18 protein-coding genes and 1 tRNA gene are annotated in these 24,465 nt (G+C 35.1%); 7 read left to right on the forward strand and 12 right to left on the reverse strand.

Going from position 1 to position 24,465, the window contains the following annotated elements; all coding sequences use genetic code 11:
- Nucleotides 1-2: 2 nt before the first annotated feature.
- Genes lpxB through IEV84_RS01085 form a run of 3 tightly spaced genes read left to right on the forward strand, consistent with a single transcriptional unit; the run spans nt 3 to nt 3,666 of the window.
- Nucleotides 3-1,118 (forward strand): lipid-A-disaccharide synthase, encoded by a 1,116-nt coding sequence (gene lpxB, locus IEV84_RS01075; RefSeq protein ID WP_188491582.1) that lies wholly within the window; start codon nt 3-5, stop codon nt 1,116-1,118.
- A complete protein-coding gene (locus tag IEV84_RS01080; RefSeq protein WP_188491584.1) occupies nt 1,111-1,602 on the forward strand; it encodes a C40 family peptidase in 492 nt (163 codons plus the stop codon). The genes lpxB and IEV84_RS01080 overlap by 8 nt, the downstream gene beginning before the upstream one ends.
- A 39-nt stretch (nt 1,603-1,641) precedes the next feature.
- Nucleotides 1,642-3,666: a ComEC/Rec2 family competence protein gene (locus IEV84_RS01085; protein ID WP_188491587.1), complete on the forward strand. Its 2,025-nt coding sequence runs from the start codon at nt 1,642-1,644 to the stop codon at nt 3,664-3,666.
- 9 nt (nt 3,667-3,675) lie between these two features.
- Here the strand turns inward: IEV84_RS01085 and IEV84_RS01090 are convergent, their stop codons facing one another.
- From IEV84_RS01090 to IEV84_RS01100, 3 genes are all read right to left on the reverse strand, one after another.
- Nucleotides 3,676-4,137 (reverse strand): thioredoxin family protein, encoded by a 462-nt coding sequence (locus tag IEV84_RS01090; protein ID WP_188491589.1) that lies wholly within the window; start codon nt 4,135-4,137, stop codon nt 3,676-3,678.
- A 54-nt stretch (nt 4,138-4,191) separates the two neighbouring features.
- Entirely contained in the window at nt 4,192-5,733 is a 1,542-nt protein-coding gene (locus IEV84_RS01095) for a peptide MFS transporter (RefSeq protein ID WP_188491591.1), read from the reverse strand.
- A 225-nt stretch (nt 5,734-5,958) separates the two neighbouring features.
- Nucleotides 5,959-8,127: a S9 family peptidase gene (locus IEV84_RS01100; RefSeq protein WP_188491593.1), complete on the reverse strand. Its 2,169-nt coding sequence runs from the start codon at nt 8,125-8,127 to the stop codon at nt 5,959-5,961.
- A gap of 180 nt (nt 8,128-8,307) precedes the next feature.
- Here IEV84_RS01100 and IEV84_RS01105 point away from each other — a divergent pair, with 180 nt between their 5' ends.
- Together IEV84_RS01105 and IEV84_RS01110 are read left to right on the forward strand one after the other, a co-directional pair.
- On the forward strand, nt 8,308-9,624 hold the full coding sequence (locus tag IEV84_RS01105) for a hydroxymethylglutaryl-CoA reductase, degradative (protein WP_188492940.1): 1,317 nt from the start codon (nt 8,308-8,310) through the stop codon (nt 9,622-9,624).
- A 30-nt stretch (nt 9,625-9,654) separates the two neighbouring features.
- The gene (locus tag IEV84_RS01110; RefSeq protein ID WP_188491595.1) at nt 9,655-10,587 is read left to right on the forward strand and encodes a GYDIA family GHMP kinase; all 933 of its coding nucleotides are present in this window, start codon (nt 9,655-9,657) and stop codon (nt 10,585-10,587) included.
- A gap of 268 nt (nt 10,588-10,855) precedes the next feature.
- Here IEV84_RS01110 and IEV84_RS01115 read toward each other — a convergent pair whose 3' ends face one another.
- From IEV84_RS01115 to IEV84_RS01140, 6 genes are all read right to left on the reverse strand, one after another.
- Nucleotides 10,856-12,955 (reverse strand): peptidylprolyl isomerase, encoded by a 2,100-nt coding sequence (locus IEV84_RS01115; RefSeq protein WP_188491597.1) that lies wholly within the window; start codon nt 12,953-12,955, stop codon nt 10,856-10,858.
- Nucleotides 12,956-13,062: 107 nt separating this feature from the next.
- Nucleotides 13,063-14,322: a hemolysin family protein gene (locus IEV84_RS01120; protein WP_188491599.1), complete on the reverse strand. Its 1,260-nt coding sequence runs from the start codon at nt 14,320-14,322 to the stop codon at nt 13,063-13,065.
- A gap of 3 nt (nt 14,323-14,325) precedes the next feature.
- Nucleotides 14,326-14,520, reverse strand: coding sequence for a DUF6526 family protein (locus IEV84_RS01125; protein WP_188491601.1), 195 nt, complete (start codon nt 14,518-14,520; stop codon nt 14,326-14,328).
- A 17-nt stretch (nt 14,521-14,537) separates the two neighbouring features.
- Nucleotides 14,538-15,068: an LPS export ABC transporter periplasmic protein LptC gene (lptC, locus tag IEV84_RS01130; protein WP_229732562.1), complete on the reverse strand. Its 531-nt coding sequence runs from the start codon at nt 15,066-15,068 to the stop codon at nt 14,538-14,540.
- Between the two features lie 73 nt (nt 15,069-15,141).
- Nucleotides 15,142-16,392 (reverse strand): BamG family beta-barrel-assembly machinery protein, encoded by a 1,251-nt coding sequence (bamG, locus tag IEV84_RS01135; protein ID WP_188491605.1) that lies wholly within the window; start codon nt 16,390-16,392, stop codon nt 15,142-15,144.
- Nucleotides 16,385-17,119 carry a type III pantothenate kinase gene (locus IEV84_RS01140; RefSeq protein WP_188491607.1) on the reverse strand — a complete coding sequence of 245 codons (735 nt, stop codon included), beginning with the start codon at nt 17,117-17,119 and terminating at the stop codon, nt 16,385-16,387. Before IEV84_RS01140 ends, bamG begins: the two co-directional genes overlap by 8 nt.
- A gap of 99 nt (nt 17,120-17,218) precedes the next feature.
- On the opposite strand from IEV84_RS01140, the gene IEV84_RS01145 reads away from it, so the two are divergent.
- Both IEV84_RS01145 and IEV84_RS01150 read left to right on the forward strand, forming a co-directional pair.
- A tRNA-Phe gene (locus IEV84_RS01145) sits at nt 17,219-17,291 on the forward strand.
- 52 nt (nt 17,292-17,343) lie between these two features.
- Entirely contained in the window at nt 17,344-17,631 is a 288-nt protein-coding gene (locus IEV84_RS01150; protein ID WP_188491609.1) for a GIY-YIG nuclease family protein, read from the forward strand.
- Nucleotides 17,632-17,822: 191 nt separating this feature from the next.
- On the opposite strand, the gene chrA is transcribed toward IEV84_RS01150, so the two are convergent.
- The 3 genes from chrA to IEV84_RS01165 form a co-directional block, all read right to left on the reverse strand.
- Complete coding sequence (chrA, locus tag IEV84_RS01155) at nt 17,823-18,953, reverse strand: chromate efflux transporter (RefSeq protein WP_188491611.1); 1,131 nt, start codon at nt 18,951-18,953, stop codon at nt 17,823-17,825.
- Between the two features lie 138 nt (nt 18,954-19,091).
- On the reverse strand, nt 19,092-21,464 hold the full coding sequence (locus IEV84_RS01160; protein WP_188491613.1) for a glycoside hydrolase family 127 protein: 2,373 nt from the start codon (nt 21,462-21,464) through the stop codon (nt 19,092-19,094).
- Nucleotides 21,465-21,780: 316 nt separating this feature from the next.
- Entirely contained in the window at nt 21,781-24,396 is a 2,616-nt protein-coding gene (locus IEV84_RS01165) for an alpha-L-arabinofuranosidase family protein (protein ID WP_229732563.1), read from the reverse strand.
- Nucleotides 24,397-24,465 lie beyond the last annotated feature (69 nt).

Below are 24,465 nucleotides of genomic sequence, written 5' to 3' on the forward strand. Positions count from 1 at the left end.
CAATGAAATACTACATTATAGCAGGAGAAGCATCGGGCGACTTACACGGTTCGAATTTAATGAAAGCACTCCTGAAAGAAGATGAAAAAGCTGAAATCCGCTTTTGGGGCGGCGATTTAATGCAGGCTGTTGGCGGAACTTTAGTGAAACACTATCGCGATTTGGCTTTTATGGGTTTTGTGGAAGTGTTGTTTAATTTAAAAACCATTTTAAATAATATCAAAATCTGCAAAGATGATATTTCACAATTCCAGCCTGATGTAATTATTTTTATTGATTACCCGGGTTTCAATATGCGCATTGCCCAATGGGCTAAAGAAAAAGGAATTAAAACCCATTATTATATTTCGCCACAAATTTGGGCCTGGAAAGAAAGCCGAATCAAGGCCATCAAAAGAGATGTGGATAAAATGTATGTGATTTTGCCTTTCGAAAAAGACTTTTACGAAAAGAAACATCATTATCCCGTGGAATTTGTGGGACATCCGTTGATTGATGCTATTCAAAATCAAAAACCAATCGATGCAGCGACTTTTAGAGCTGAAAACAATTTAGACGAAAAGCCTGTTATTGCCTTACTTCCCGGCAGCAGAAAACAGGAAATTACTAAAATGCTTTCGGTAATGCTAAGCGTAGTTGATGATTTCCCGGATTATCAATTTGTAATTGCCGGAGCTCCGAGTCAGGAATTTGCTTTTTACGAGAGTTTTATCACCAACAAAAACATCAAATTCATTTCTAATAAAACCTATGATTTATTAAAAATTGCTCATGCGGCCTTAGTAACTTCAGGAACAGCAACTTTAGAAACGGCACTTTTTAAAGTTCCGGAAGTAGTTTGCTACAAAGGAAGTTCTATTTCGTACCAAATTGCAAAACGCATTATTACCTTAAAATACATTTCATTAGTCAACCTGATTATGGACAAAGAAGTGGTAACCGAATTAATTCAGGACGATTGCAATACTAAAAACATCAAAAAAGAGTTAACTAAAATACTGGATACTGAATATCGTGAAAATCTATTGGCTCAATACGACGCTTTAGAACAAAAATTAGGAGGAACAGGTGCCAGCGAAAAAACAGCTCAATTAATTATTGCCGATTTGAATGCTTAAACAACTTTTAAAACCCTTATTGATTATCATCCTGCTTCCGATTGCATTCACTTCCTGTAAATCAACATCTGGGGCAACCGCTACATCATCAACTCGTCTTGCTGAGAAAATAATTAATTCTGCTACCGAAAACATTGGTGTGCCATACAAAGCAGCCGGAACAACCAAAGCCGGTTTTGATTGTTCGGGATTAGTTTTCATGACTTTTAATCAATTTGACATTAAATTACCCAGAAGTTCAGCCGAACAGGCCAAAATAGGAATCGATTTAGGAAAAAACATTTCGAAAGCACAAAAAGGCGATTTAATCTTTTTTAAAACCAATAATCGAAGTAAAATCAACCACGTAGGTATTGTTGTTGAAGCCAAAGACGACGAACTTCAATTCATACACGCTTCGACTTCCAGAGGCGTTATAATATCTTCAACTAAAGAAGCTTACTACGAAAGAGCTTTTAGTCAGCTTAACAGAATTTTGCCTTAAAAAAAATATTTTATTGCCGAAAAATCGTACTTTAGAATTATGAAAGTACTCGAATTTCCTTTGGCAAAAATTACATTGGCTTTCCTGCTGGGAATCCTGATTGCTTTCTATTGTTCACTCAATCCAAAATGGGTTTTCGGACTTCTTTTGGTATTCCTAATTCTTTTAAACATTTTGTTTTTTGGAACAAAAACCAACCAAAACACAAAAACGTATTGCTCGATTCTCACCTACTTTATTTCCCTTTTAATCGGGATGAGCAGTTTAATGATTCAAACCGATTCTTTCCAAAAAAACAATTACAGCAATCACAAAACTGTTTTTGAAAAAGAACACAGCATTACACTAATTCTCAGAGAAAAATTAAAAAACAGTCTTTATAACGAACGTTACATAGCCTTAGTTCAATCGATCGACAACAAAAATTACAGCGGAAGAATATTGTTAAACATTCCAAAAGCCCAATTGAATCCATTTCAAATTGGCACAATACTCAACATCAAAGGACAGTTACAACGTAATAAAAAGCCCGACAATCCCAATCAATTTGATTACGGCAATTATCTCAACAGCAAACAAATTTATGCGCAGTTATATACCCGTCGGGCAACTATTAAAATCAGTACTGAAATAAAAAAAGACATTTGGTTTTATGTTGCCAAACTCAATTCCCGAATTACCCACAATTTAGAACAATCGCATTTTGACAAAACCACTTTAGCCGTTGCATCCGCTCTGATTTTAGGCCAACGACAGGACATTGACCCCGATATTATTCAGGATTATCAATATGCCGGAGCAGTACATATTTTATCGGTTTCGGGTTTACATGTGGGGTTTATTTTTCTGCTTATAAAATTCCTGTTAAGCCCTATTCCTAATACCCGAAAAGGCTCTTTTATAAAATTAACAGCAACACTAACCAACTTATTCCTTTTTGCCCTAATTGCAGGTTTATCACCATCCATAGTCCGCTCAGTTGTAATGTTTTCCTTTGTTGCTATTGGATTACACCTTCGAAGAAGCGTCAATATTTACCACACTTTATTAGTTTCGATTCTGCTGATATTGCTTTTTCAGGCGTATTTTTTATTCGATGTAGGCTTTCAACTCAGTTATCTGGCGGTGTTTTTCATCGTTTGGTTTCAACCCATTTTAGCTTCTTATTGGGAACCGAAAAATAAAATTGCAAAATACGGCTGGGATATCATTACCGTTTCATTTGCAGCACAAATAGGCACTTTGCCATTAAGTTTGTATTATTTCCATCAATTCCCGGGATTGTTTTTCATCACTAATCTGGCTGTGATTCCGCTGGTTAGTATAATTATGTTTGTAGGCGTTGTTGTGATGTCATTTGCTGCAATAGGATTTACCGAATTTTGGCTAACAAAACCCTTAGAATGGAGTATTCTTTTACTAAACAAAATCATCAATACCATTGCTTCTTTCGAGCAATTTATCATCAAAGAGATACCGTTTAATTTTCTATTACTCACAGCTTCTTATCTTTTAATTTTATCAATAATCATTTGGCTAAAAAAACCGCACTTTAATAAACTCCTAATTGTTTTATGCGCTATACTCACATTACAATCGGTATTTTTATGGAACAAATGGCAGATTCAACATCAGGAAGAATGGATTGTTTTTCATCAAAAAAAGAAAACACTCATTGTGCAACGAAACGGAAATGAAGCAATTATTTACTCAAATGATAATGCTGTTGCAAAAAACAAAACACTCAATTCCTATTTGCTTGGCAATTTCGCTCAGCTGAAAAAGCAGGAATTACTCAATCACACGGCTTATTTTAAGGGGAATAAAATCCTTATTTTGGATAGTGTTGGTATTTTTCCAAAAAACATCAAAGCGGACATTGTATTATTAACAAAAAGTCCAAAAATCAATCTGGAACGCATGTTATTATCTTTAAAACCAAAATTAGTTATTGCCGATGGCTCTAATTACAAAAGCGTTTTAAAACTCTGGAAAGCGAGTTGTAACAAACAAAAAATCCCTTTTCACGCTACTGCCGAAAAGGGATTCTTCCAATTAAACTAAGTTGTATTTTTATTTCTGATTTAAAATTCCGTTAGCCACTTCCAACCAGGCCACCGGACCACCAGCTACATAACCTGTTTTTCCTAAACCGCCAAAACTTGGTTTTCCATCTTTAAACTGAGGCGTTGCAAACCAAACGGTTGGATATCCCTGTACTCCAAAAGCATTTTGTAATCCGTAGTTTTGTTGTTGAAGCTCCTGAGTTTGCGGTACACTTCTGGGATAATCTAATTCTACTAATATTACTTTCTCTTTTGCCCATTTAGAAAATTCAGGAGTTTTTAAAACTTCTTTTTGCAAACGAATACACCAGCCGCACCAGTCGCTTCCGGTAAAAAACAACAACAAAGGTTTCTTTTCTTTAATTCCAATTGCCATTGCTTCTTTAACATCTGTATGCCATTTTAGTTCCTGAGCCTGAGTTGCAACAAGACCTATAAAGAAAACGGCTATAATATATATTTTTTTCATAATTGAGATTTATTTTGAACAAATTTACACAAAAATAACACCAGTAAATGTACTCTAGCTGACACCGTGCATTATTTTTTTCATCAAAGGAGAAAGCAATACCATAATAACACCTAATCCTACTGGGATAACTGTAAATATTAAGAAAAAAGTAGACAAACTGTATTGCTCAGTAATCGTTTCAATTAATCCTCCCATAGAACCCGCCAGTTTATTCCCCATTCCTAAAAACAGATAATAGACTCCAAACATAATCCCAATCCAACTTGCCGGCACCAGCTTACTGATATAAGACAAACTAACTGGCGAAATACACAATTCGCCCAAAGTATGAAACAAATAAGCCGCAATAAGCCAGACCATACTCACCCTTACAACTGAATCAGCAGTAATTCCCATACTTCCGTAGGCTAAAAATCCAAAACCTAATCCTAACAAAGACAGTCCAAGTCCAAATTTCATTGGTCCTGAAATATTGTATTTACTCTCCCACCATTTTGAAAAAAACGGAGCAAAGCAAATAATAAACAACGAATTCAAAATACCGAACCAGGAAGCAGGAACCTCAGTCTCTGTTGTTGAAAAATCTCTGTTTATTTTCCAGATTACAATTCCCCAAATTATAATGAAACTCAACGATAAAACACCATTTCCTAAAGCATACTCTTTTACAGTTTTTGAAAATAATTTTAACAAAACATAACTAATTACCATCAACGGAATAATGGTCAATAAAGCATCGGTGATTTTAAAAATCCAAGCTGTATTACCAAACAATTCCCGTTGTGTAAATTTTTCAGCAAAAATAGTCATCGAACCTCCCGCCTGCTCAAATGCAGCCCAAAAGAAAACAGAAAAAACAGAAAAAATAAACACTGCAATTATTCGGTCTCTAATAATATTTGGAGCAACGTTTTCTTGCGCTTCCTTTTCTTTAATTGCTAATTTAGTTTCCGATGTAGGCGGCAATCCTATATTTCCAAAAATATTCTGAGTGAAATAAAATTGTAACATTCCAAAAAACATAAATATTCCTGCCAATCCAAATCCTAAACTCCAAGAGACTTTTTCACCAATATAACCACAAAGCATAATTCCTAAAAAAGCTCCTGCATTCACTCCCATATAAAATAAAGAATAAGCTCCGTCTTTTTTTTCCGGATGTTTTTCATAAGCATTTGAAATAATCGAAGTCATATTTGGCTTAAACAAACCATTTCCTATCATCAAACAAATAATACCAATGTATAGAAATGTTGGTGTTTCAACCGCCATAGCAGCATGCCCTAAGGTCATTACAAAAGCACCAATTACTACCGCCCAGCGATAACCTATGTATCGATCTGCGATAAATCCTCCAATAATTGGCGTAAAATAAACCACCATAGTATAGGTTCCGTACAATGCCATCGCATCTTCCACTTTCCATGCCCAACCGCCATTAGCAATTGAAGTTGTCAAAAATAAAACCAATAAGGCTCTCATTCCATAATAGGAAAAACGCTCCCACATTTCGGTAAAAAACAACACAAATAAACCCGCAGGATGTCCTAAAACAGAACTTTTAAAAAAATCATTTGGCGTATCTTGATTCATAAATAAGGTGTTAGCAGGTTGGTATTTTCAGGTTCCAAAAAAAAATTATTCCAAATATAGTTCTAAAATTCTAACTTGTTAGAATCTGTTTAAAATTCATCAAAATTAATTTCCCGTCCCTAAAGGGTGTAATTTTGATGAATCTTTAAGAAATTTTCCACCCTTTAGGGAGGGGAAAAGAAAATTTCTTTTTTTAAAGAAATCTAAACAGACTCTTAATTTGATTTACAGATTTTCATTTATAAAATGCGTCAGCTTATTGAACAACTGAATTCGGGTCATTCCACCGTAAATTCCGTGATTGCAATCGGGATAAATTTGAGAATCAAATTGTTTATTCGCCTGAATTAAGGCATTCATCATTTCCATCGAATTTTGAACATGCACATTGTCATCGGCACTGCCGTGAATCAACAGATATTTTCCTTTTAAGCGATTAGCAAAATTAATAGGCGAATTATCATCATATCCACTCGCATTTTCCTGTGGTGTGTGCATGTATCTTTCGGTATAAACCGAATCATAAAAACGCCAATTCGTCACCGGAGCTACTGCAATGGCCATTTTAAAAATATCGTCTCCTTTCAAAATACAATTGGAAGCCATAAATCCGCCGTAAGACCAGCCAAAAATCCCAATTCTGCTTTTATCCACATAAGGGTAATTCCCTATCACTTTAGCAGCATCAATCTGATCTTCCACTTCGTATTTCCCTAATTGTAATTGGGTTACTTTCTTGAAAGCCGCCCCTTTAAAACCGGTCCCTCTGCCATCCACACAAACAATGATGTAATCTTGCTGCGAAAGCATCAAACACCAGTAATCATCAAGAGAATTCCATTGATTAGCCACCTGTTGCGAACCAGGACCCGAATATTGCGTCATAAAAACAGGATATTTCTTAGAAGCATCAAAATCTTTTGGTTTGATAATCCAGGCATTCAGTTCATTTCCTTTTTCGGTTTTTAAAACAAAAAACTCCTTAGCTGGTAAATTGTACTCTTTTAGTCGGCTGGTTAGCGAAGCATTATTTTGTATTATTTTTAATTCTTTGCCTGATTTAGCTTCGTTCAAAGTATAAGTAGTAGCCTGAGTTGCACTTGAAAAAGTACGAATATAATATTCAAAATTGGGACTAAAAGCTGCTTCATTTGTTCCCAATTCATTTGACAAAGCCACCTTATTATTTCCCTTCAATCCTATTTTATAAACACCTCGATTGACAGAACCATTTTCGGTTGATTGATAAAAAACAGTATTGTTTTTTTCATCCAATCCGTAAAAAGCAGTCACTTCCCAGTTTCCTTTAGTCACCTGATTTTTTAACGCTCCTGTTTTATCGTAATAATAAATATGATTGAATCCATCTTTTTCGCTTGTCCAAATAAAACTATTGTCTTTTAGAAAAGTGAGATTATTAGTTACACTAACATAAGCCTTATCTTTTTCATTCAAAACCACTTTTTTAGCCGCTGAATTTCCGTCAATAAACAACAAGTCTAAATTATCCTGATGACGGTTCAAAACCTGAGCCGACAAAACATTGGCATCATTAGTCCATTGTATTCTGGCAATATAAAAATCCGAATAATTGCTCAAATTCACCGTTTTGGAATTTTTCGAAGTCACATCAAAAATATGTAACGAAACCTCCGAATTCTTCTCCCCTGCTTTTGGATACTTAAAAGTTTGATTAGCAGGATACAATTGTTGGCTAAAAATATTCATTGAAAATTCAGGCACCTGTGATTCATCAAATCGGATGTACGCAATCTTTTTACTATCCTTTGACCAATCAAAAGCCCTTACAAATTCAAATTCTTCTTCGTAAACCCAGTCGCAAATTCCGTTAATTATGGCATTCTTCTTTCCGTCAGTCGTAATCTGTGTAGTTGTTTTCGAAGCTATATCGTAAACATATAAATTATTTTCTCTGGCAAAAGCAATCTTCGTTCCATCAGGAGAAAAAACAGGTTCCTGAATTTGGAAGTTGAACAATTCAGCCAATTCTTTTTTCGAAATATCATATAAATAATAATTGGCTGTTGAGGAACGACGGTAAATTGGCGAAGTATTACAGGCCAACAACAGCATTTTTTCATTCGAATCAAAAGTATAGCTATCAATAGCCGGCATTCCTTTATGATCTTTAGTATCAATAATCGTGGCTGTTTTTTGTAAAGTCGCAAAATCATACAAGTCAATCTGCGTGGATAGATCCGACCCATTGTAATTCAAAACCGTGTATTGATTAGACTTTTTTAACGAATGTAATTCATCCATATCCTGAGTCCGGAACATGCCGCGATAAATTGATTCAACGGTTATTTTTTGTTGTCCAAAAACAGTAAAAGTGAACAAAAATAAAACGAAGGGCAGTAACTTATAGTTCATAATTTGAGGTATAAATAAAATGTATTCAATTTTAATAAAAAAATCACAATTATCTCACATTAAATTCATTTAAATGCAATTCGTAAAATAACAATATATGTTATTATTGACACTAAATTAATGGCAAATAAAAAGGCTAAAACGTATCTTTGCGCCACATTACACTATAATCCATTGAAAATGAACAAAGCCGTAGCAGGATTCTCTAAATTATCAAAAGAAGAAAAAATAAACTGGATAGCTTCAGCCTATTTTTCCAATCCGGAAAATGCCATCCAATTATTAAAAAAATACTGGAACAGCGACGAAAAACTCCAAAAATTACACGATGAATTTATAGAAAACACCATCAGTAATTTCTATATCCCACTGGGTGTTGCTCCTAACTTCCTTATCAACGGAAAATACCATACGATTCCAATGGCTATCGAAGAAAGTTCGGTTGTGGCTGCAGCTTCTAAATCGGCTAAATTTTGGGCAAGTCGTGGCGGATTTAAAACCACAGTTATAAATACCGAAAAAATCGGTCAGGTTCATTTTTTGTATAAAGGAGATGTTTCTAAACTGGATTTGTTTTTTACACAAACCAAAGCCAAATTCTTTTCAGAAACAGAACATCTGACCAAAAACATGCAACAACGTGGCGGCGGAATCCTGGACATTACACTCGAAGACAAAACCACTCTATTGGCTAATTATTTCCAACTCCATGCTACTTTTGAAACCAAAGACAGCATGGGAGCTAATTTTATCAACTCCTGTTTGGAACAATTTGCTAACATCTTAAAATCGGAAGCGCAGGCTTATGAAATTTTTACCGAGGAAGAAAAAAACATCGAAGTGGTGATGAGTATTCTTTCGAACTATGTTCCCAATTGTATTGTTCGCGCAGAAGTTTCCTGTCCTGTAGAAGAATTAGCCGAAAAACACATTGAAAATCCGCAACTTTTTGCAGAACGTTTTGTTCAGGCTGTAAAAATTGCCGAAGTAGAACCTTTTCGAGCTGTAACGCATAACAAAGGAATCATGAACGGGATTGATGCTGTCATTCTGGCTACAGGTAATGATTTCAGAGCCGTTGAAGCGGGAGTTCATGCTTATGCAGCCAAAGCGGGGCATTACAGCAGTTTGTCTCATGCTAAAATAGAAAATGGTATTTTCAGTTTTTGGCTCGAAGTTCCGTTAGCCTTAGGAACTGTGGGCGGATTAACGAGTTTGCATCCTTTGGTAAAACTTTCATTAGAAATGCTGGAAAATCCATCTGCTAAAGAATTAATGGAAATTGTAGCCGTTGCCGGACTGGCACAAAACTTTGCCGCTTTACGTTCACTGACTACAACCGGAATTCAGGACGGACACATGAAAATGCACCTAAACAATATTTTGAATCAATTTGAAGCCACCGCTGAAGAACGTACTTTGGTACAAAAACACTTCAAAAATCATGTGGTATCACATAGCGGAGTCGTGAATTTTATTGAAAGCATTAGAAAATAACAAAACAGCGATTTTAATTCAATTCGAAAAATGGATACAAAAAAAACATTTTACAGCAACGGAAAATTATTAATTACCGCTGAATATTTGGTACTAGACGGAGCCAAAGCATTAGCATTACCAACTAAATTTGGGCAAAATTTAATTATTGAAGAAGGCGACTATCAGGAAATAAAATGGACCAGTTATGATGCCGATGGCAGTATTTGGTTTGAAGAGGAAATCCTTTTTTCAGAAATAAAAGAACCTAAAAACACCGAAATTGAATCTATAAAAAATACTTTAATACAGATCTTACATGAAGCCTATCTTCTAGATCATGTCTTTTTAAATCAGGAAAAAGGATATAAAATAAGTACCGAACTGACTTTCCCGAAAAAATGGGGATTAGGCACTTCTTCCACGCTTATCAACAATATGGCGCAATGGCTCAAAATTGATGCCTTTGAATTATTAAACAATAGTTTTGGAGGCAGCGGTTATGACATCGCCTGCGCACAAAATGACAGCCCGATTACATACCAATTAAAACACGGTAAACCAAAGGTAGAAACAGTACACTTTCAACCTAATTATGCTGATAAAATTTATTTTGTTTATCTAAATAAAAAGCAAAACAGCAAAACGGCTATAGCCAAATACCAAAACAACAAGTCCGGTGATATTGAAAAAGATATTGCCAAAATAGACAAACTAACCCACGAAATTATTCATGCTAAAAATGATACTGCACTAGCACATGCCATTGCGAAACATGAAGCCACAATGAGTCATATTTTAGAAACTGTAACCGTAAAAGAAAAACTGTTTTCTGATTTTATGGGCGAAATAAAAAGCCTCGGGGCCTGGGGTGGGGATTTCATCATGGTCGTTTCTGAAGTAAGCCCTGTTACTTATTTTAAATCTAAAGGTTTTGATACTATCCTGCCGTACAAGGATATGATATTAGAATCAAGCAAATAATTTACAATAGTTTATATTTAGAAACTCGATGTTAATTTAAATAAAGATTTACCTTCGTCTGTTCGAGTGTTTTATTTAAAAATGTAACAACTTTTTTAATAAAATGTATCGAGAACTATTAACAAAAAACTTCTCGATACAATTTTAAACAGTAAAGCTGTCGCATTACTTTTTAAAATCACTCGAAGTGACGGATAAAAAAAACCGATACAAATTGTATCGGTTTTTTTTTTATGTGAAATTAAAATTAATCTAACTAATAAAAAAACTAGTAATTAAATAATTTTCTGTTGTCTTTAATATCCGCAATATCTTTAAGAGCTGGTAAAACTCTGTTAACATCTCCTGCTGATTGTGCTTTTACTTTTGCTACATAAGGAGCAACATCTTTTACTGCCGGAGCTTTAACAATACTTGTAGTTTTAACTACATAAACACCTGTATTTCCTTCAATCGGAGCTGAGATTTTGTTAGCAGCCAAAGCAAATGCGTTTCCTACTACTCTTGGTTCCTGACCAACTCCTCCGTTCAATACCGGATTATCCAAAGTAACATTAACAGCCTGCTCTACTTTGCTTCCTGTAGCCTTAGCAATAGCTTCCAATGAACTTCCACTCATTTTAGCTTTCAATAATTCGGCTTTTTTAGCATTCTTTAATTTCGTTTCAATGAATGGTCTAACCTGATCAATTGGAGCAAAACCGGAATCATCAATATTTTTAACTGTTGCAATTACGTTACCAATATTGGCTACTTCAAAACGTTTTACTGAACCCACTTTAGTACCATCTTCAAATGCCCATCTAATGATATTTCTTTGATTTCCTAAAGCACCAAAAGCCTCATCCATTGCTTTTACTGAAACCGCAGGAACTACAGCAAGTTTCATTTCTTTTGCCAATTTATTAAAATCTTTATCAGCTGCCTCCATTTCGAATTTAGTTGCCTTAGCAAAAATTTCATCTGAAGTCGATTCTGAAGCTTCCAGTTTTTGAGCTACAGTAGCCAAACGAATTCCGTCCTGCTTATCAGTAACTTTAATAATGTGGAATCCAAAATTAGTTTCTACTAAACCAATTTTTCCAATGGCACTATTGAATACAAAATCATTAAAAGGCTTTACCATTTGGTTTGGACCAAAATATCCTAAATCACCACCTTGTTGTGCAGATGAATCATCAGAATATTGGAAAGCCAACATCATAAAACTATCCGGATTAGCATTTACCTGAGCTAATACTTCTTCTGCTTTTATTTTTGCTTCTTCTTTAGTTCTCTTTTCTCTTTGATTAGGAACCTGAGCTCCTTCATAGCTAATTAAAATATGGCTTGCCTTAGCATTTACGCCTAATTTTTTTCCTAAAGATTTTGAAATACAATAGTAATCTCCAAAAACATAAGGACCGTAAACTTCACCCGGAGCCAAATTAAATAATCTGTCAGCATCTACAGCAGGCAAATCTTTTTTGGCAACATAAGTTGAATCATAAGGAATGTCTGAATTTGAATTTACAAATTCAACAACGTTAGCAGCTGTTTTAAATCCGGCTAAAGTATCATTTTTAGCTGTTGCCTGATTGTAAACCACACTTCCTGACAACAAAGCATTTACTCTGGTTTTAACTTCTGCTACATCAGCTGCAGATGGTTTATCTTCGATTAAAACATATTCTACCGAACGAGATTCTTCAGCTTTGTATCTTTTTTCATTTTTCTTCATGTACTCTAAAATCTCAGCATCAGTTACTTTTACTTCACTGTCCTTGATTGAAGAAAACAATGCTCCAACATAAGAGAAGTTAGCCTTATCAGCTTCCATTTTATATTTCAATTTACCTTCAGCCTTAGTTGTATAAGAAGCTGCCTGAATTAAGCTGCTGTAAATTTGGTATTTTGCATTTAGTTCAGCATCTTTTTCTCTTTGTTTCAAAAATTCGGCCTGTGCTGGATTTGCTTTAAAATACTCTTTGAATTTAGCCAAATCAAACATGCCTGCAGCATTCAAAAACATTGGATTTTGACCTATATTTTGGTCAGCTTTTAAGATTTCAATGATGTGTTTTTCACCTACTCTTAATCCTAATTTATCAAATTCAGAACTTAATAAAGCAACAGAAACCTCTTGTTCCCAAACTCTGTTAGCTGCAGCTGTAGCAGTGATTCCCTGACCACTTTTTTCAACCTCACTTACTTTAAGTCTAAAATCTTCAAATGAAATATCCTTTCCATTGATGCTTCCTACATCTTTTGAAGTACTGCTAAATGTACCACTCTGAAACAAATCACCTATTAGAAATGCAAATAAAGCCAGTGCAATTACTGCAATCATTAAAGCGGATCGTTGTCTAATTTTTGATAAAACTGCCATTTTTATTGTTGTTAATTTTATATTCAGTTTGCGAAAATACAATTATCTCGCTAATAACAATACAAGTAACGTTTTATTTTAAAAGATTTTTCACTTTTCTAAAAAAATTACTCTTTTACCGTCATTTTTACTAATTCAATTTTTTTATTTGTTGCTTCTTCAATCACAAAATGATAGTTCCCAATGGTGATTACATCGCCTTTTTGAGGAATTTCTTTTGTAAAATCGACAATAAATCCACCTAAAGTTCCGTAAGAATCACTTTCCGGAATCTGAAATTTATAGGTTTGATTCAAATACTCCACATCAAAACGCGTGGAAAAAAGATAACTCCCTTCTTCGAGTTCTTTTTCAATTAATTCTTCGTCCAAATCGTGTTCATCTTCGATTTCTCCAAAAAGTTCCTCGACAATATCTTCCACAGTAATAATACCCGAGGTCCCACCATATTCGTCTAAAACTACCGCAACACTTTTTCGCTTTTTAGTCAGCAAATCCATGACATCTTTAATATAAATGGTTTCAGGAACATATTCGACAGCAATAACTACTGATTTGATGTGTTTGGGTTTCTTAAACAAATCAAACGAATGCACATAACCTACAATTTCGTCCAATGAATTCTCATAAACTACAATTTTAGAATAACCTGTTTCCACAAATAACTCTTTGAGTTCAGCCACCGAATCATACAAATCCACCGCTACAATCTCGGTTCTTGGTGTCATGATGTCGCGGGCTTTCACTCCTGAAAATTCCAGTGCATTTTGAAAAATCTGAATTTCCGAATCTACCTCCTCATCATCTTCCACCGTACTCATTTGCTCGGTGATATAATTCCCTAATTCTACTTTCGAAAAATACAACTGAACCTGATCGCCTTCGGTTCGGAAGAATTTCTTCAAAATAAAATCGGAAACCCAAATTAAAAACGTCGAAATAAAATAGAACAACAAATAGAAACCATAGGCCGGAACAGCAAAAAACTTGATCAAATTATTGGAATAAATCTGAAAAAAAACCTTGGGTAAAAACTCTGCTGTTATCAGAACAATCATAGTAGAGATGATTGTCTGGATAAACAAACTCAAAAAATCTGAAAAATGGTAACTGAAAGAAGTTACCCATTCCATAATGAGATCTCCCATAAAAAAACCATAAACCACTAATGCTATATTGTTCCCAATAAGCATTGCAGCTATAAACTTAGATGGTTTTTCGGTAAGCTTAGTGAGTATGCCGGAGATAAAACCTTCTTGTTTTTTCTCCAGTTCGAGATAAATTTTATTGGAAGAGATGAACGCAATTTCCATCCCTGAAAAGAATGCAGATAGTATTAGACATAAAATTATAATACTAATTTCCATAAATTACGATTTACCGTTACGGTCCTGCATTTTTTTAGCAAATCTCCTTCTGAAGAAAAACATAAAAATCCCTAAGCCTGCCATTAAAAGACTCAACACAGGTGTTGCATTCTCGACATTCCATTTTTCAACAGCATCATAAATAAAAAAAGCTGCCAAAATAAGATAAACATAAGGAGTATATTTTAAAAAACTCATAGTATAAAAATTAATGATTATTCGGCGGTTTGCACTTCACCGGTTATTCTTTGCGAATTAATTACTTTAAAATCTTTGCTAAAATCAATTCCCTGACCATTTGAAGCTCCTTTTAAATCAGTAAATTTAAACTTTTTCTCGGTAAAAAACCATTCGTTTTTTTGATCGTAATACAATTGTTCGGTCTCTAACATTTGTCCGTCCTGAGAAACAATTTTTACTTTTCCCTGCAAATCAACAATATTAGTTTGTTTATAAGAAACCGCATAATTAGATGTTACTCTGGTTTTTTTAGCTTTCTTATCATACAAAGTAACATCAACTCCTTTAGGGAATTCGGTAAAGGGGAAATCAACGGTAGCATAATCGAGCATTTTTGGACTAAGCAAAACCACTTTTATCAAGCCTGAATCAGTATATTTTAGATGCACTTTATCGGCATCTCCTGTTGGAGTAAACTCAGTGAAATTAATTTGCTGTACTTTTTTAAAATTACTTTCACACCCAAAAAACAGAGTCACAGCTAAGGCCGTGACTACCGTGAACATTTTATTTTTTTTTACTACAAACATAGTTTTAAACAGAATAAGGTAAGTACGAAAACATTTTTTCAAAACCTTATTAATCAAACTTTCTCTTCACAAACCATCTGTCATTAAACGAAAGCCCAACACTAAGTTTTACATAATTTTCCTGAATTAAACCAGCAGAAGTCGTTCCACGTTTTCCAAATTCGAAACCAAGATTGATATTAGAAAAACTTCCTGTAATAGGTAATCCAAATCCTAAACTAACACCTTTATCTTTTATGGACTGAGAATTAACAACCAAACCGGTTTCTTCATATTTCAAACCTGCTCTGTAAACTATTCGCTTAGCATAACTGGAAAACGAACTATAATTAGGAATAAAATAACCTCCCAAACTATATTTCATTGCTTTCTCATAAGACACATTACTAAGAGAATTATAGGTATTTGCTAAATCACCTTGGCTAGCTGAAATAATTTGCGCTCCAACCAACCATTTTTTAGATTCTCCAATACCTAAACCAAATCTTAATTCACTTGGCAAAGTCAAATCTTCTGATTCTTTTTCCTCATCCAATGCTTCTACCGAAGTCACATCAAAATCAGAATTAAGACTAACAACATCTCTGTTTCGGGTATTATCAGAAGCCAGTGTGCTTTCTAATTTATAACTCAAACTTCCATACAAACTCAGTTTTTTAGTCAATTTTGCCTGATATAAAGCCCCGAAATTGAAGTTTACACCTGATAAATCAGCTCTGTTCAATTCTCGACTTCCTAAAACAACTCCGTTGATATATTGCAAATTAGTAGTTTCGATACGACCAAAATTATATTCCACATTAGCACCTAAACTTAAATTAGGAAACAATTTATAAGACGCAGCAAAAAAAGCTTTATTTACTCCTCCCGTACCAAAATCACGAGTATTTGACCCTCCTGCTTCATCTGAAGTGTTCGTTATTTTATAACCAACCGAAGAATATGGAATCAAACCAAACCCTACTCCTAATTTTCCCATAGGCAATCCAACTGCCAAATAGTCAAAGGTGGTTCTTTTAGCCTGTTCAGAAGCACTGCTGTTTTTTAATGTTGTTTGATTGTAAGTTCCTCCCACAGTAAAAGTGGTCAACTTAAGATTAGAAAAACTCGCCGGATTATCTAAATTAATATGAATACTGTCCTGCTCTACCTGCACACCAGCCATCGAACGACTTTCGATAGTTCCTTTAAATCGCACATCTCCAATTCCGTAAAAAGAATAAGGCGAAGCAGTTCCCTCCTGAGCAAAAGAAGCTAAAGACAAAAGCAAGCAAAAGCTTGTTATAATTTTTCTAATCATTTTTGATTTTATATTGAAATGTTTGGTTCAAACTCTCTAAAAGGAAATTTGAATTGGCAAATATGGTATTTTTTAATCGTTTAGCCAAAAAATCTGCATCACCACCCGTTAAAATTATGATAATATTTTTACAAGCAGCCTTATATTCATCTATAAAACCGTCAATTTCATAGACCAATCCGTTGACCACTCCGGAATGAATCGCCTGAGTTGTTGATTTCCCCACATAAGATTCGGGACTTTCCAGAGTCAGCAATGGCAATTTTGCTGTAAAGTTATGCATGGATTCATACCGCAATCGCATTCCCGGAGAAATTGCACCACCCTGATACACATTGTTTTCATCGACAAAATCATAGGTAACACAGGTTCCGGCATCAATTATCAATCGGTTTTGATTAGGATATAACAAAGTAGCTCCGGCAGCCAGCACCATGCGGTCGATTCCTAAGGTTTTGGGCGTTTCGTAATTATTAATAAACGGAAAAACATCCTGATGCGATACAAAATGAACCTTAAGCTTTTTTTCGAATGCTAAAAAAGTGTTTTTTTCAACATCTCCAACCGAAGAAACTACCAAACAAACTATTGCTCCAAATTTTTCTAAAATATTTTTTATGTTTTTTTCAAGAGCTGTTTTATCAAAAACAAAACGCTGTAAAATGGTATCACCCTCAAAAACAGCCGCTTTAATTCGGGTATTCCCCACATCAACAGTTACTATCATATTTTACATTTTGATAGCACGAAGGTACAAATAGATTTTTTCATAAAAATGTTTTGGATATATTAAAAATGGTTCTATATTTGCACCCGCAACAAGCAAGGTACCTTAGCTCAGATGGTAGAGCAATGGACTGAAAATCCATGTGTCCCTGGTTCGATCCCTGGAGGTACCACAAAACCCGAATTCTTAGAGTTCGGGTTTTTTGTTTTTAATCTATTTTTAATATGCATTACTTGTATATTCTTTTCTCAGAATCATCTCAAAAATTCTATATTGGAGAAACCAATAATATGGAAGAACGTCTTTTGAAACATCAAAACCATTATTATTCAAATTCTTTTACCAAAATTGCTAATGACTGGAAAATTGTTTTAACTTTTAATTGCAAAGATAAAGACGAAGCAATATATCTTGAGAACTTCATCAAAAGAATGAAAAGCAAAATCTTTAATGAGAAAATAATAGCCAATCCATCTATTCTGAAAGATATTCTTTCTAAAAGAAAATTATAACATGTCCCTGGTTCCCCCGAAGCTTCGGGGCTGGAGGTACCACAAAACCCGAATTCTTAGAGTTCGGGTTTTTTGTTTTTATAGGTTTTGAAAAAGTTATGGAACGCTGATGAATCAGGAATCAGTAGCAAAAGCTGGGGATGAGTAAAACAATCATTAAGATTTAGAAAATTGTAATTTCAAGAAAATTTTCAAATTAAAGTCAACAAATAACCCAATAAAGAACCGCCGAGAACAACAAATGCACTGTTTATTTTTTTGTAACCAAATGCAATTACAATACTCAAAGCGGCTATAAAAATGGTTTTCCAGTCGGTAATAGTTTCTTTGCCCATAGCAATACAAACAGCAACAATAATAGCAACCGAAGCCACATTTACCGCATCTAAAAAAACGGAAAACATTTTTGAGTTTCGCATTTTCTTAACCAAAGGATTCAACAAGGCTACAAAAACAAAAGAAGGCAGAAAAATTCCGATAGTGGAAACAATAGCTCCTGAGAATCCATTAATTTGATAACCAATAAACGTTACTGAAGAAAAAACGGGTCCGGGTGTAAACTGTCCCACCGCAATAGCATCAATCAGTTGTTGTCTTGATAAAAGTCCTGTTGCGACTAATTCGGTATCCAAAAAAGCAAACAAAACATAACCACTGCCATAAAGAATAGCACCAATCTTTAGAAATATAAAAAACAGATTCGAGTTGGTTGCCGAAAAAAATGCGGCATTGCTTATTTGCAAAAAAGTTAAAGGAAAAACACTATTCCTATTTTCCAATTTCCTGTTACGGATGTAAGACAGGAACAAAGCCAGAAAACCGGCTCCAAACATCAGGTAAATTTCATTATAATTCAGCAAGGAACAGCTTAAAACGATAAGCCCAATAATTAGCAGTTCGAATGATTTCAATGATTTTTTGGCTAATGGAAAAACAGCCGCAAGAATAATGGCAATAATGGCTGGTTTGATTCCATAAACAAAAGGCTGTACTTCCGGAATTTGCCCGTATTGTTTGTAAAGCCATGCAAAAATTCCTGTTATAAAAACCGCCGGCAGAATAAAGCAAAGTCCTGCAATAAGCAAACCTTTCCAACCTCCTTTTTCATGCCCAATATGAATAGCCATTTCAGTACTGTTAGGCCCCGGAATTAAATTGGTCGCGCCTATCAAATCCAGAAAATGTTGTTCGGTGAGCCATTTTCTTTTCACAACAACTTCTTCCCGCATCATCGCAATATGAGCCGCAGGACCACCAAAACCAATTATACCCAGTTTTAAAAAAAGTTTTGCCAGCTCTTTTAAATTCGTCTTAGCTTCCATTATTCATCAATCCTTTGTCAAAATATTGTTTTTAATTGGTGATTATTTATCGACTAGGATTGCCGCACTAAAATAAAAAACTTTTTATAGCAAAAAAGCCTTTTGTTTCCAAAAGGCTATACAATCATTTTTTTTAATCTATTTCATTAAACGTACTTCGTAAATTCCCGTGATGGACGAATTCGATTTTGCCTGAAATTTCACTTCCAATAATTTGGCATTCGATTTTAGAACATCAGCTGGAATTTCGATTGTTTTATCAATAAACTGATTGCCTTCTTTTCCATCCATAGCTATCGAAGCAATTAAAACCGAATTGATATAAACATCAAAATTCCTGTTTTTATCCGAACCAAAATAAGTGATTCTTAGCATACGTGCTTCCCCTTTTGGGTTTTTCAATTCGTAACTAAAAAATCCCGTTCCGTTTCGGTAATGACGTTCTTTATAAATTCCCGTATCGGTTTTTTCTCCTTTAAAATTATGGTCGTTTTCTGGTTGTTGCTCTCCGGCTGTAACTAAATCAACTGTTACAGCTTCCAGTTTCATTTTAGCATCTTCCCTTTCTTTCATTGCAGCCTGTAATTCCGGTAACTTTTCTTTTGTCGTATAAGGCCAATACAGCATGTATCTCGCATCATGAATTTGGAAAAAAGGAACCAATTTTAAGTTTTTAAATTGCTCCTGATAGGTAATATCCGAAATCGAATACGTAAATGGTTTGTTTTTTACTGCTGTTATAGACTGTGCTAAATCATTCGAATCGGAAACCAACATTGGCGCTTCTTCAATTGGATAGATTGGCCCACTGGCAATATGACCCATTCGGCTTCCATCAGCTTTCAATCCATTTAAATCCGCTGTATCTGTAACGGCTGCCAAAACAATCGGACCGTGCACAAAAGAAACCCAGGCTGATTTATCCGGAAGCTGCTCTGTTTTACTGTGCATTGGCAATACAATCGAAATTACATCTCCTGATTTCCATTTTCGATTAATAGAGACATAAGAATTCGCATCTTTTTCAATCGCTACTTCTTTGCCATTCACCTTAATTTTTAATTCTCCGTTAGTTACCCAGGAAGGATATCTGAACTTAACTGCAAACTTTTGAGCTTTTTTCAAATCCAAAGTAAAAACAGATTGTTCTTCGAAAGGAAATTTGGTATTCTGTGTTAGTTTTAATCCTTTTTCTTTCCATTCTAAAGTGGATGGAATAAAAAGATTCACATACAAACTATTAGTATCATGAGCATAAATCATTTCGCCATATTTTCCGTGATTTTCTAATCCGGAACCCACACAACACCAAAAAGATTCCTGCGGTTCCGAATATACGCGGTAATGACGCGGACGAATTGGCGTGAAATACACAAATCCGCCATCAGGATGCTGCGATGACAAAATATGATTGTAAGTGGTACGCTCATAATAATCCATGTATTTTGCATCCGGATGCACCAAAAACAAATGCTTACTCAATTTAAGCATATTGTAACTATTGCAAGTTTCAGGACCTTCTCGAGATTCCAACATTGACGAAAAATCATTCGAAGGATTGAAATGTTCCCTCACGCTATTTCCTCCAATAGAAATAGTTCTGTTTTCTACCACTGTTTTCCAAAAAAAGTTAGCCGCATCAGCCCATTTGGCATCTCCGCTGACTTCGGCAACACGCATAAAACCGATTACTTTAGGAATTTGCGTATTGGCATGGATTCCGTTTAATTTATCCTCATCTTTCAACAATGGATTCAGAATCGTTTTATGTGAAAATTTTTCAGCCAAAGCCAAATATTTTTTATCTCCGGTAATAGCAGCCACATCGGCAAAAACTTCGTTCATTCCACCATGCTCACTTTTTAGCATTGTCTGAATCTGCTCATCTGAGAGATTTGCAACTAATTTCAAACACCAATCAGACAACTGGATTAGCATTCTTTTAGCCTTCTCATTCCCCGTTAATTTGTAAGCATCTACAAGACCGGCATAAACCTTATGGACATTATACCAAGGAACCCATTTTCCGTTTAATGAAAAACCTCCTGCATCAATCTTGCCTTTGGCTATATCAGCCCATAGTGCTTTGCTACCGGGAACACCGCCTATGTATCCGTCTCCATTTTTTAATTGGCATTTTTCTAAATTATCCAGCATATAATCGAGACGCTCTTTTATTTGCTGATTGCCCGTTGCGGCATACATCTCCGACAAAGCGGAAAGATAATGTCCGCCAATATGACCATCTAATCCTGTATTTTCCCAGTTGCCATAATTCTCCTTTAACGGAGTTATTCCCGCCTCTTTTAAATAAGGTGCCAACAATCTATCCGCATCCAGTGATAGAATATATTTCATATCCGTTTGCTGCGCCTTTTGAAAAGGGCTGTCCAACAAACGAACTGACGATAACGGAAAACTTTGCAATTGCCCTTGTTGCCCATAAGTAGCAGCACTTAGGCTAAGTAAAACAACCGACCATAGATTGTTTTTTACTTTTTTTAATATCATAATTTTTTGTTTTTGGTTGGTTAACGAAAAACAAACTCCTCCTGGGTTTGTTCCTAAATGATTAAAATATTTCTTAGTTAGTCTGAGCATTTCAACAAACAACTCTGCCGTTTCGAATTACTAATTTTCTTTTTTGCTTGATCAAAAAAGAAACAAAAAAATCAAGTCTTGCGCTTCCTCGTCGGTCAAATTAGTTTTCGAATGCTAAAAGAAAAGAACTCGTCCCGAAAGCTTTCGGGACTCAAACAGCTTTTCTTTTTACGCATTCTTCAAACATTTGACACTCGACTGCGAAAGCTAAGGACATCGAAAAAAATTATTTTTGTTTTTTTATACGAATAAGCGTAAATGAATAAGCCGGTAATTCAGAAGAAAATGCCTCGCTTACAGCAATTGTATCTGTTTTTGGCAATGCCGTTTTACTATCTGGTGCTCCGGTTAAAACAATGCGACTTGCTTTCGAATTGGTTACTCCTAAATCTTTCAAATCCAATTGGGTATTTACAGCAACTGGAAGCATATTGACTAATTTCAAAATTAAATCATTGCTTTTAGTATCTCTCACAACCGAAACTCCGATGCGTTTTCGAACTGATTCATTAGCATCAGAAAGCTTAATCTCATTTGGCAAATACACATCACCTGCATGGTTTCCATACATTTTTTGAACCTGATAACCCACCGTAGGTTTCACTTCCGAATTATTAAAATATATAATATCCGGATTCCATTGTGTATGACCTTCCTTAGCCAACATTGGTGCAATCGAAGCCATACTTACCACATCGCCGTTGCGTTCAATGGATGTTAAATATAAGGCCTCTGCCAAAGCAGTTTCAATATTATTAGGACGTCCTGGTAAAAATGCAGCATATTCTCCTAAATAAACTTTGGCTTTAGAACGATCGTATTTATCATAGAAATCCTGATTATTGATAAACCAGCCCACTGATTCGTAATAATGTTCGTCCACCATTGGGATATTTAATTTATCGGCAATTGCCCAACCTTCATTATAATCCGTTCCTTCATAAAATGGCCCAACAGTACCAATTACCGTAATTTCAGGATATTTCGCTTTTACGGCATTAAAAATCATCGTGAAACGTTCTTCAAAAACATCAGTAATCAAATCTTCGTTTCCTACCCCAATGTATTTTAAATTAAATGGTTTTGGATGACCTGCTTCGGCTCTTTTCTTTCCCCATTTGGTATTCACTCCACCATTCGCATATTCGATTAAATCCAAAACATCCTGAACATATTCGTCCATATCCTCCATCGGAATTCCGCCTTGTTGTCCTGCTCCTCCTACACCGGAATTCTGACAAGGAACTCCCGCCGACACCACCGGCAAAGGCGCTGCTCCCATATCTTCACAAAACTGAAAATACTCAAAATACCCTAATCCCATCGATTGATGATAACCCCAAAGATTACGTTGCCCTTTTCTTGATTCTAATGGTCCGATGGTATTTTTCCAATGATAAATATTCCCTAAACCATCACCATGAGCTACGCATCCGCCTGGAAAACGCATGAATTTTGGCTTGATATCAGCAATAGTCTGAGCTAAATCGGCACGCAAACCATTTTTGCGTCCTTTGAATGTTTTTTGCGGAAACAGCGAAATCATATCCAATGCGATACTTCCTGTAGTTTGAGGAACAATTTCTAATTTAGCATCAGCTACTGTTTTGTTAACTGTTAAAACTGCGTTGTATTTTTTCCAATTGTTACTATTCGAATTGATAGCAGTCTCAGCATATTTTTCCCCGTTTTTCCCCGTTAAACGAATGAGTAGTTTTGTATTGGCTGCAGCCAAATTTCGAACAAATAATGAAAAATCATATTTCTCCCCCGCTTTCAAAGCAATGCCGTCAAAACCTTCATTCGATAATCCTTTTCCAACCTCAGCCGTTTTTAAAACCGCATAATGCTTGTTATTTTCATGAATTGGCGAAAGCGAATCAATCGTAAATGCATTTTTATTTCCTGCTAAACTCCAGGCTTTAGTGCTATTCCATGATTTATCGCGACCTTCTTTATCGCTCAACGCATATTCAAAATCACGGTTCTGAATCAATTCGGCATACAATCCGCCATCGGCAGCATAATTAATATCTTCAAAAAACACTCCGGTAAGCATGTCGCTTATTTTTTTGCTTTGAGCAGCATTTACAGTAATGGTAACATTTACATTTTTAAGATTCGCGAAACGAACATCATCTGTTTTTGAAGTTTCCCCATTCAATTGGTTTTTATAACTCACCAATTGTTCAGTCTTAATTAAATTATTTACTAATTCCCAAGAAACTTTATTTACCATTCCGTTTTGAGGAATCCCGGCAATTACAGCAGATTCTCTCAAATCAACACGCTCTGAATCCTGAATTGATTTGGTTGCAGCATAATTCACAAAATTAGTTGTAGTTACCGCGTGAAATTCGTTTTTAGAATTAGCCGAACTTTTCCATGACACGTTAAAAACGCCATTATTTTGAGAAAGAATTGGCTTCAAGCAATTATTGTCCTTCATGACCAAAGGATAGGATTGACGTCCCCAAGTGATTAAATCTTTAGAAGCAGCATGAGCAAAAGTACCGTCTTTATCGTTCAGACTCCATACACAATGCCACATTCCGTCAGCAGCTTTAAAAAGATAAGGCGCTATCATCTTTTTTTGTGAGCCCCATCTTCCGTAATCGGAAAGTAAAAAATTATAATTCTTCCCCACCGAATGCCAATTTTTCTTATCGACACTCCAAGCAAATTGTAATCCTGTCCTTCCTGATAAATTTTCAGGCGTATAAGCAAATAAATATACTGAACCCGGGTGGGCTGACTTACTATTGTTCTTTGCAAAAGCGGGTAAGACCATTACAAAACTCATCACAAATGCAACAATATGCAGTTTCATTTTATTTTTCATTGGTTTTATTCTTTATAAAATTTTGGTTTGGAATTAACAAATGTAAAAAAAACATTTATTAATTCAAGC

This window comes from Flavobacterium palustre (assembly GCF_014639535.1).
Taxonomy (GTDB): domain Bacteria; phylum Bacteroidota; class Bacteroidia; order Flavobacteriales; family Flavobacteriaceae; genus Flavobacterium; species Flavobacterium palustre.

Bases quoted from the DNA above. Each gene is read 5' to 3' on its own strand.
- lpxB (WP_188491582.1), top strand. From the start codon at position 3: ATGAAATACTACATTATAGCAGGAGAAGCATCGGGCGACTTACACGGT.
- IEV84_RS01080 (WP_188491584.1), top strand. From the start codon at position 1,111: ATGCTTAAACAACTTTTAAAACCCTTATTGATTATCATCCTGCTTCCG.
- IEV84_RS01085 (WP_188491587.1), top strand. From the start codon at position 1,642: ATGAAAGTACTCGAATTTCCTTTGGCAAAAATTACATTGGCTTTCCTG.
- IEV84_RS01090 (WP_188491589.1), bottom strand. From the start codon at position 4,137: ATGAAAAAAATATATATTATAGCCGTTTTCTTTATAGGTCTTGTTGCA.
- IEV84_RS01095 (WP_188491591.1), bottom strand. From the start codon at position 5,733: ATGAATCAAGATACGCCAAATGATTTTTTTAAAAGTTCTGTTTTAGGA.
- IEV84_RS01100 (WP_188491593.1), bottom strand. From the start codon at position 8,127: ATGAACTATAAGTTACTGCCCTTCGTTTTATTTTTGTTCACTTTTACT.
- IEV84_RS01105 (WP_188492940.1), top strand. From the start codon at position 8,308: ATGAACAAAGCCGTAGCAGGATTCTCTAAATTATCAAAAGAAGAAAAA.
- IEV84_RS01110 (WP_188491595.1), top strand. From the start codon at position 9,655: ATGGATACAAAAAAAACATTTTACAGCAACGGAAAATTATTAATTACC.
- IEV84_RS01115 (WP_188491597.1), bottom strand. From the start codon at position 12,955: ATGGCAGTTTTATCAAAAATTAGACAACGATCCGCTTTAATGATTGCA.
- IEV84_RS01120 (WP_188491599.1), bottom strand. From the start codon at position 14,322: ATGGAAATTAGTATTATAATTTTATGTCTAATACTATCTGCATTCTTT.
- IEV84_RS01125 (WP_188491601.1), bottom strand. From the start codon at position 14,520: ATGAGTTTTTTAAAATATACTCCTTATGTTTATCTTATTTTGGCAGCT.
- lptC (WP_229732562.1), bottom strand. From the start codon at position 15,068: ATGTTCACGGTAGTCACGGCCTTAGCTGTGACTCTGTTTTTTGGGTGT.
- bamG (WP_188491605.1), bottom strand. From the start codon at position 16,392: ATGATTAGAAAAATTATAACAAGCTTTTGCTTGCTTTTGTCTTTAGCT.
- IEV84_RS01140 (WP_188491607.1), bottom strand. From the start codon at position 17,119: ATGATAGTAACTGTTGATGTGGGGAATACCCGAATTAAAGCGGCTGTT.
- IEV84_RS01150 (WP_188491609.1), top strand. From the start codon at position 17,344: ATGCATTACTTGTATATTCTTTTCTCAGAATCATCTCAAAAATTCTAT.
- chrA (WP_188491611.1), bottom strand. From the start codon at position 18,953: ATGGAAGCTAAGACGAATTTAAAAGAGCTGGCAAAACTTTTTTTAAAA.
- IEV84_RS01160 (WP_188491613.1), bottom strand. From the start codon at position 21,464: ATGATATTAAAAAAAGTAAAAAACAATCTATGGTCGGTTGTTTTACTT.
- IEV84_RS01165 (WP_229732563.1), bottom strand. From the start codon at position 24,396: ATGAAAAATAAAATGAAACTGCATATTGTTGCATTTGTGATGAGTTTT.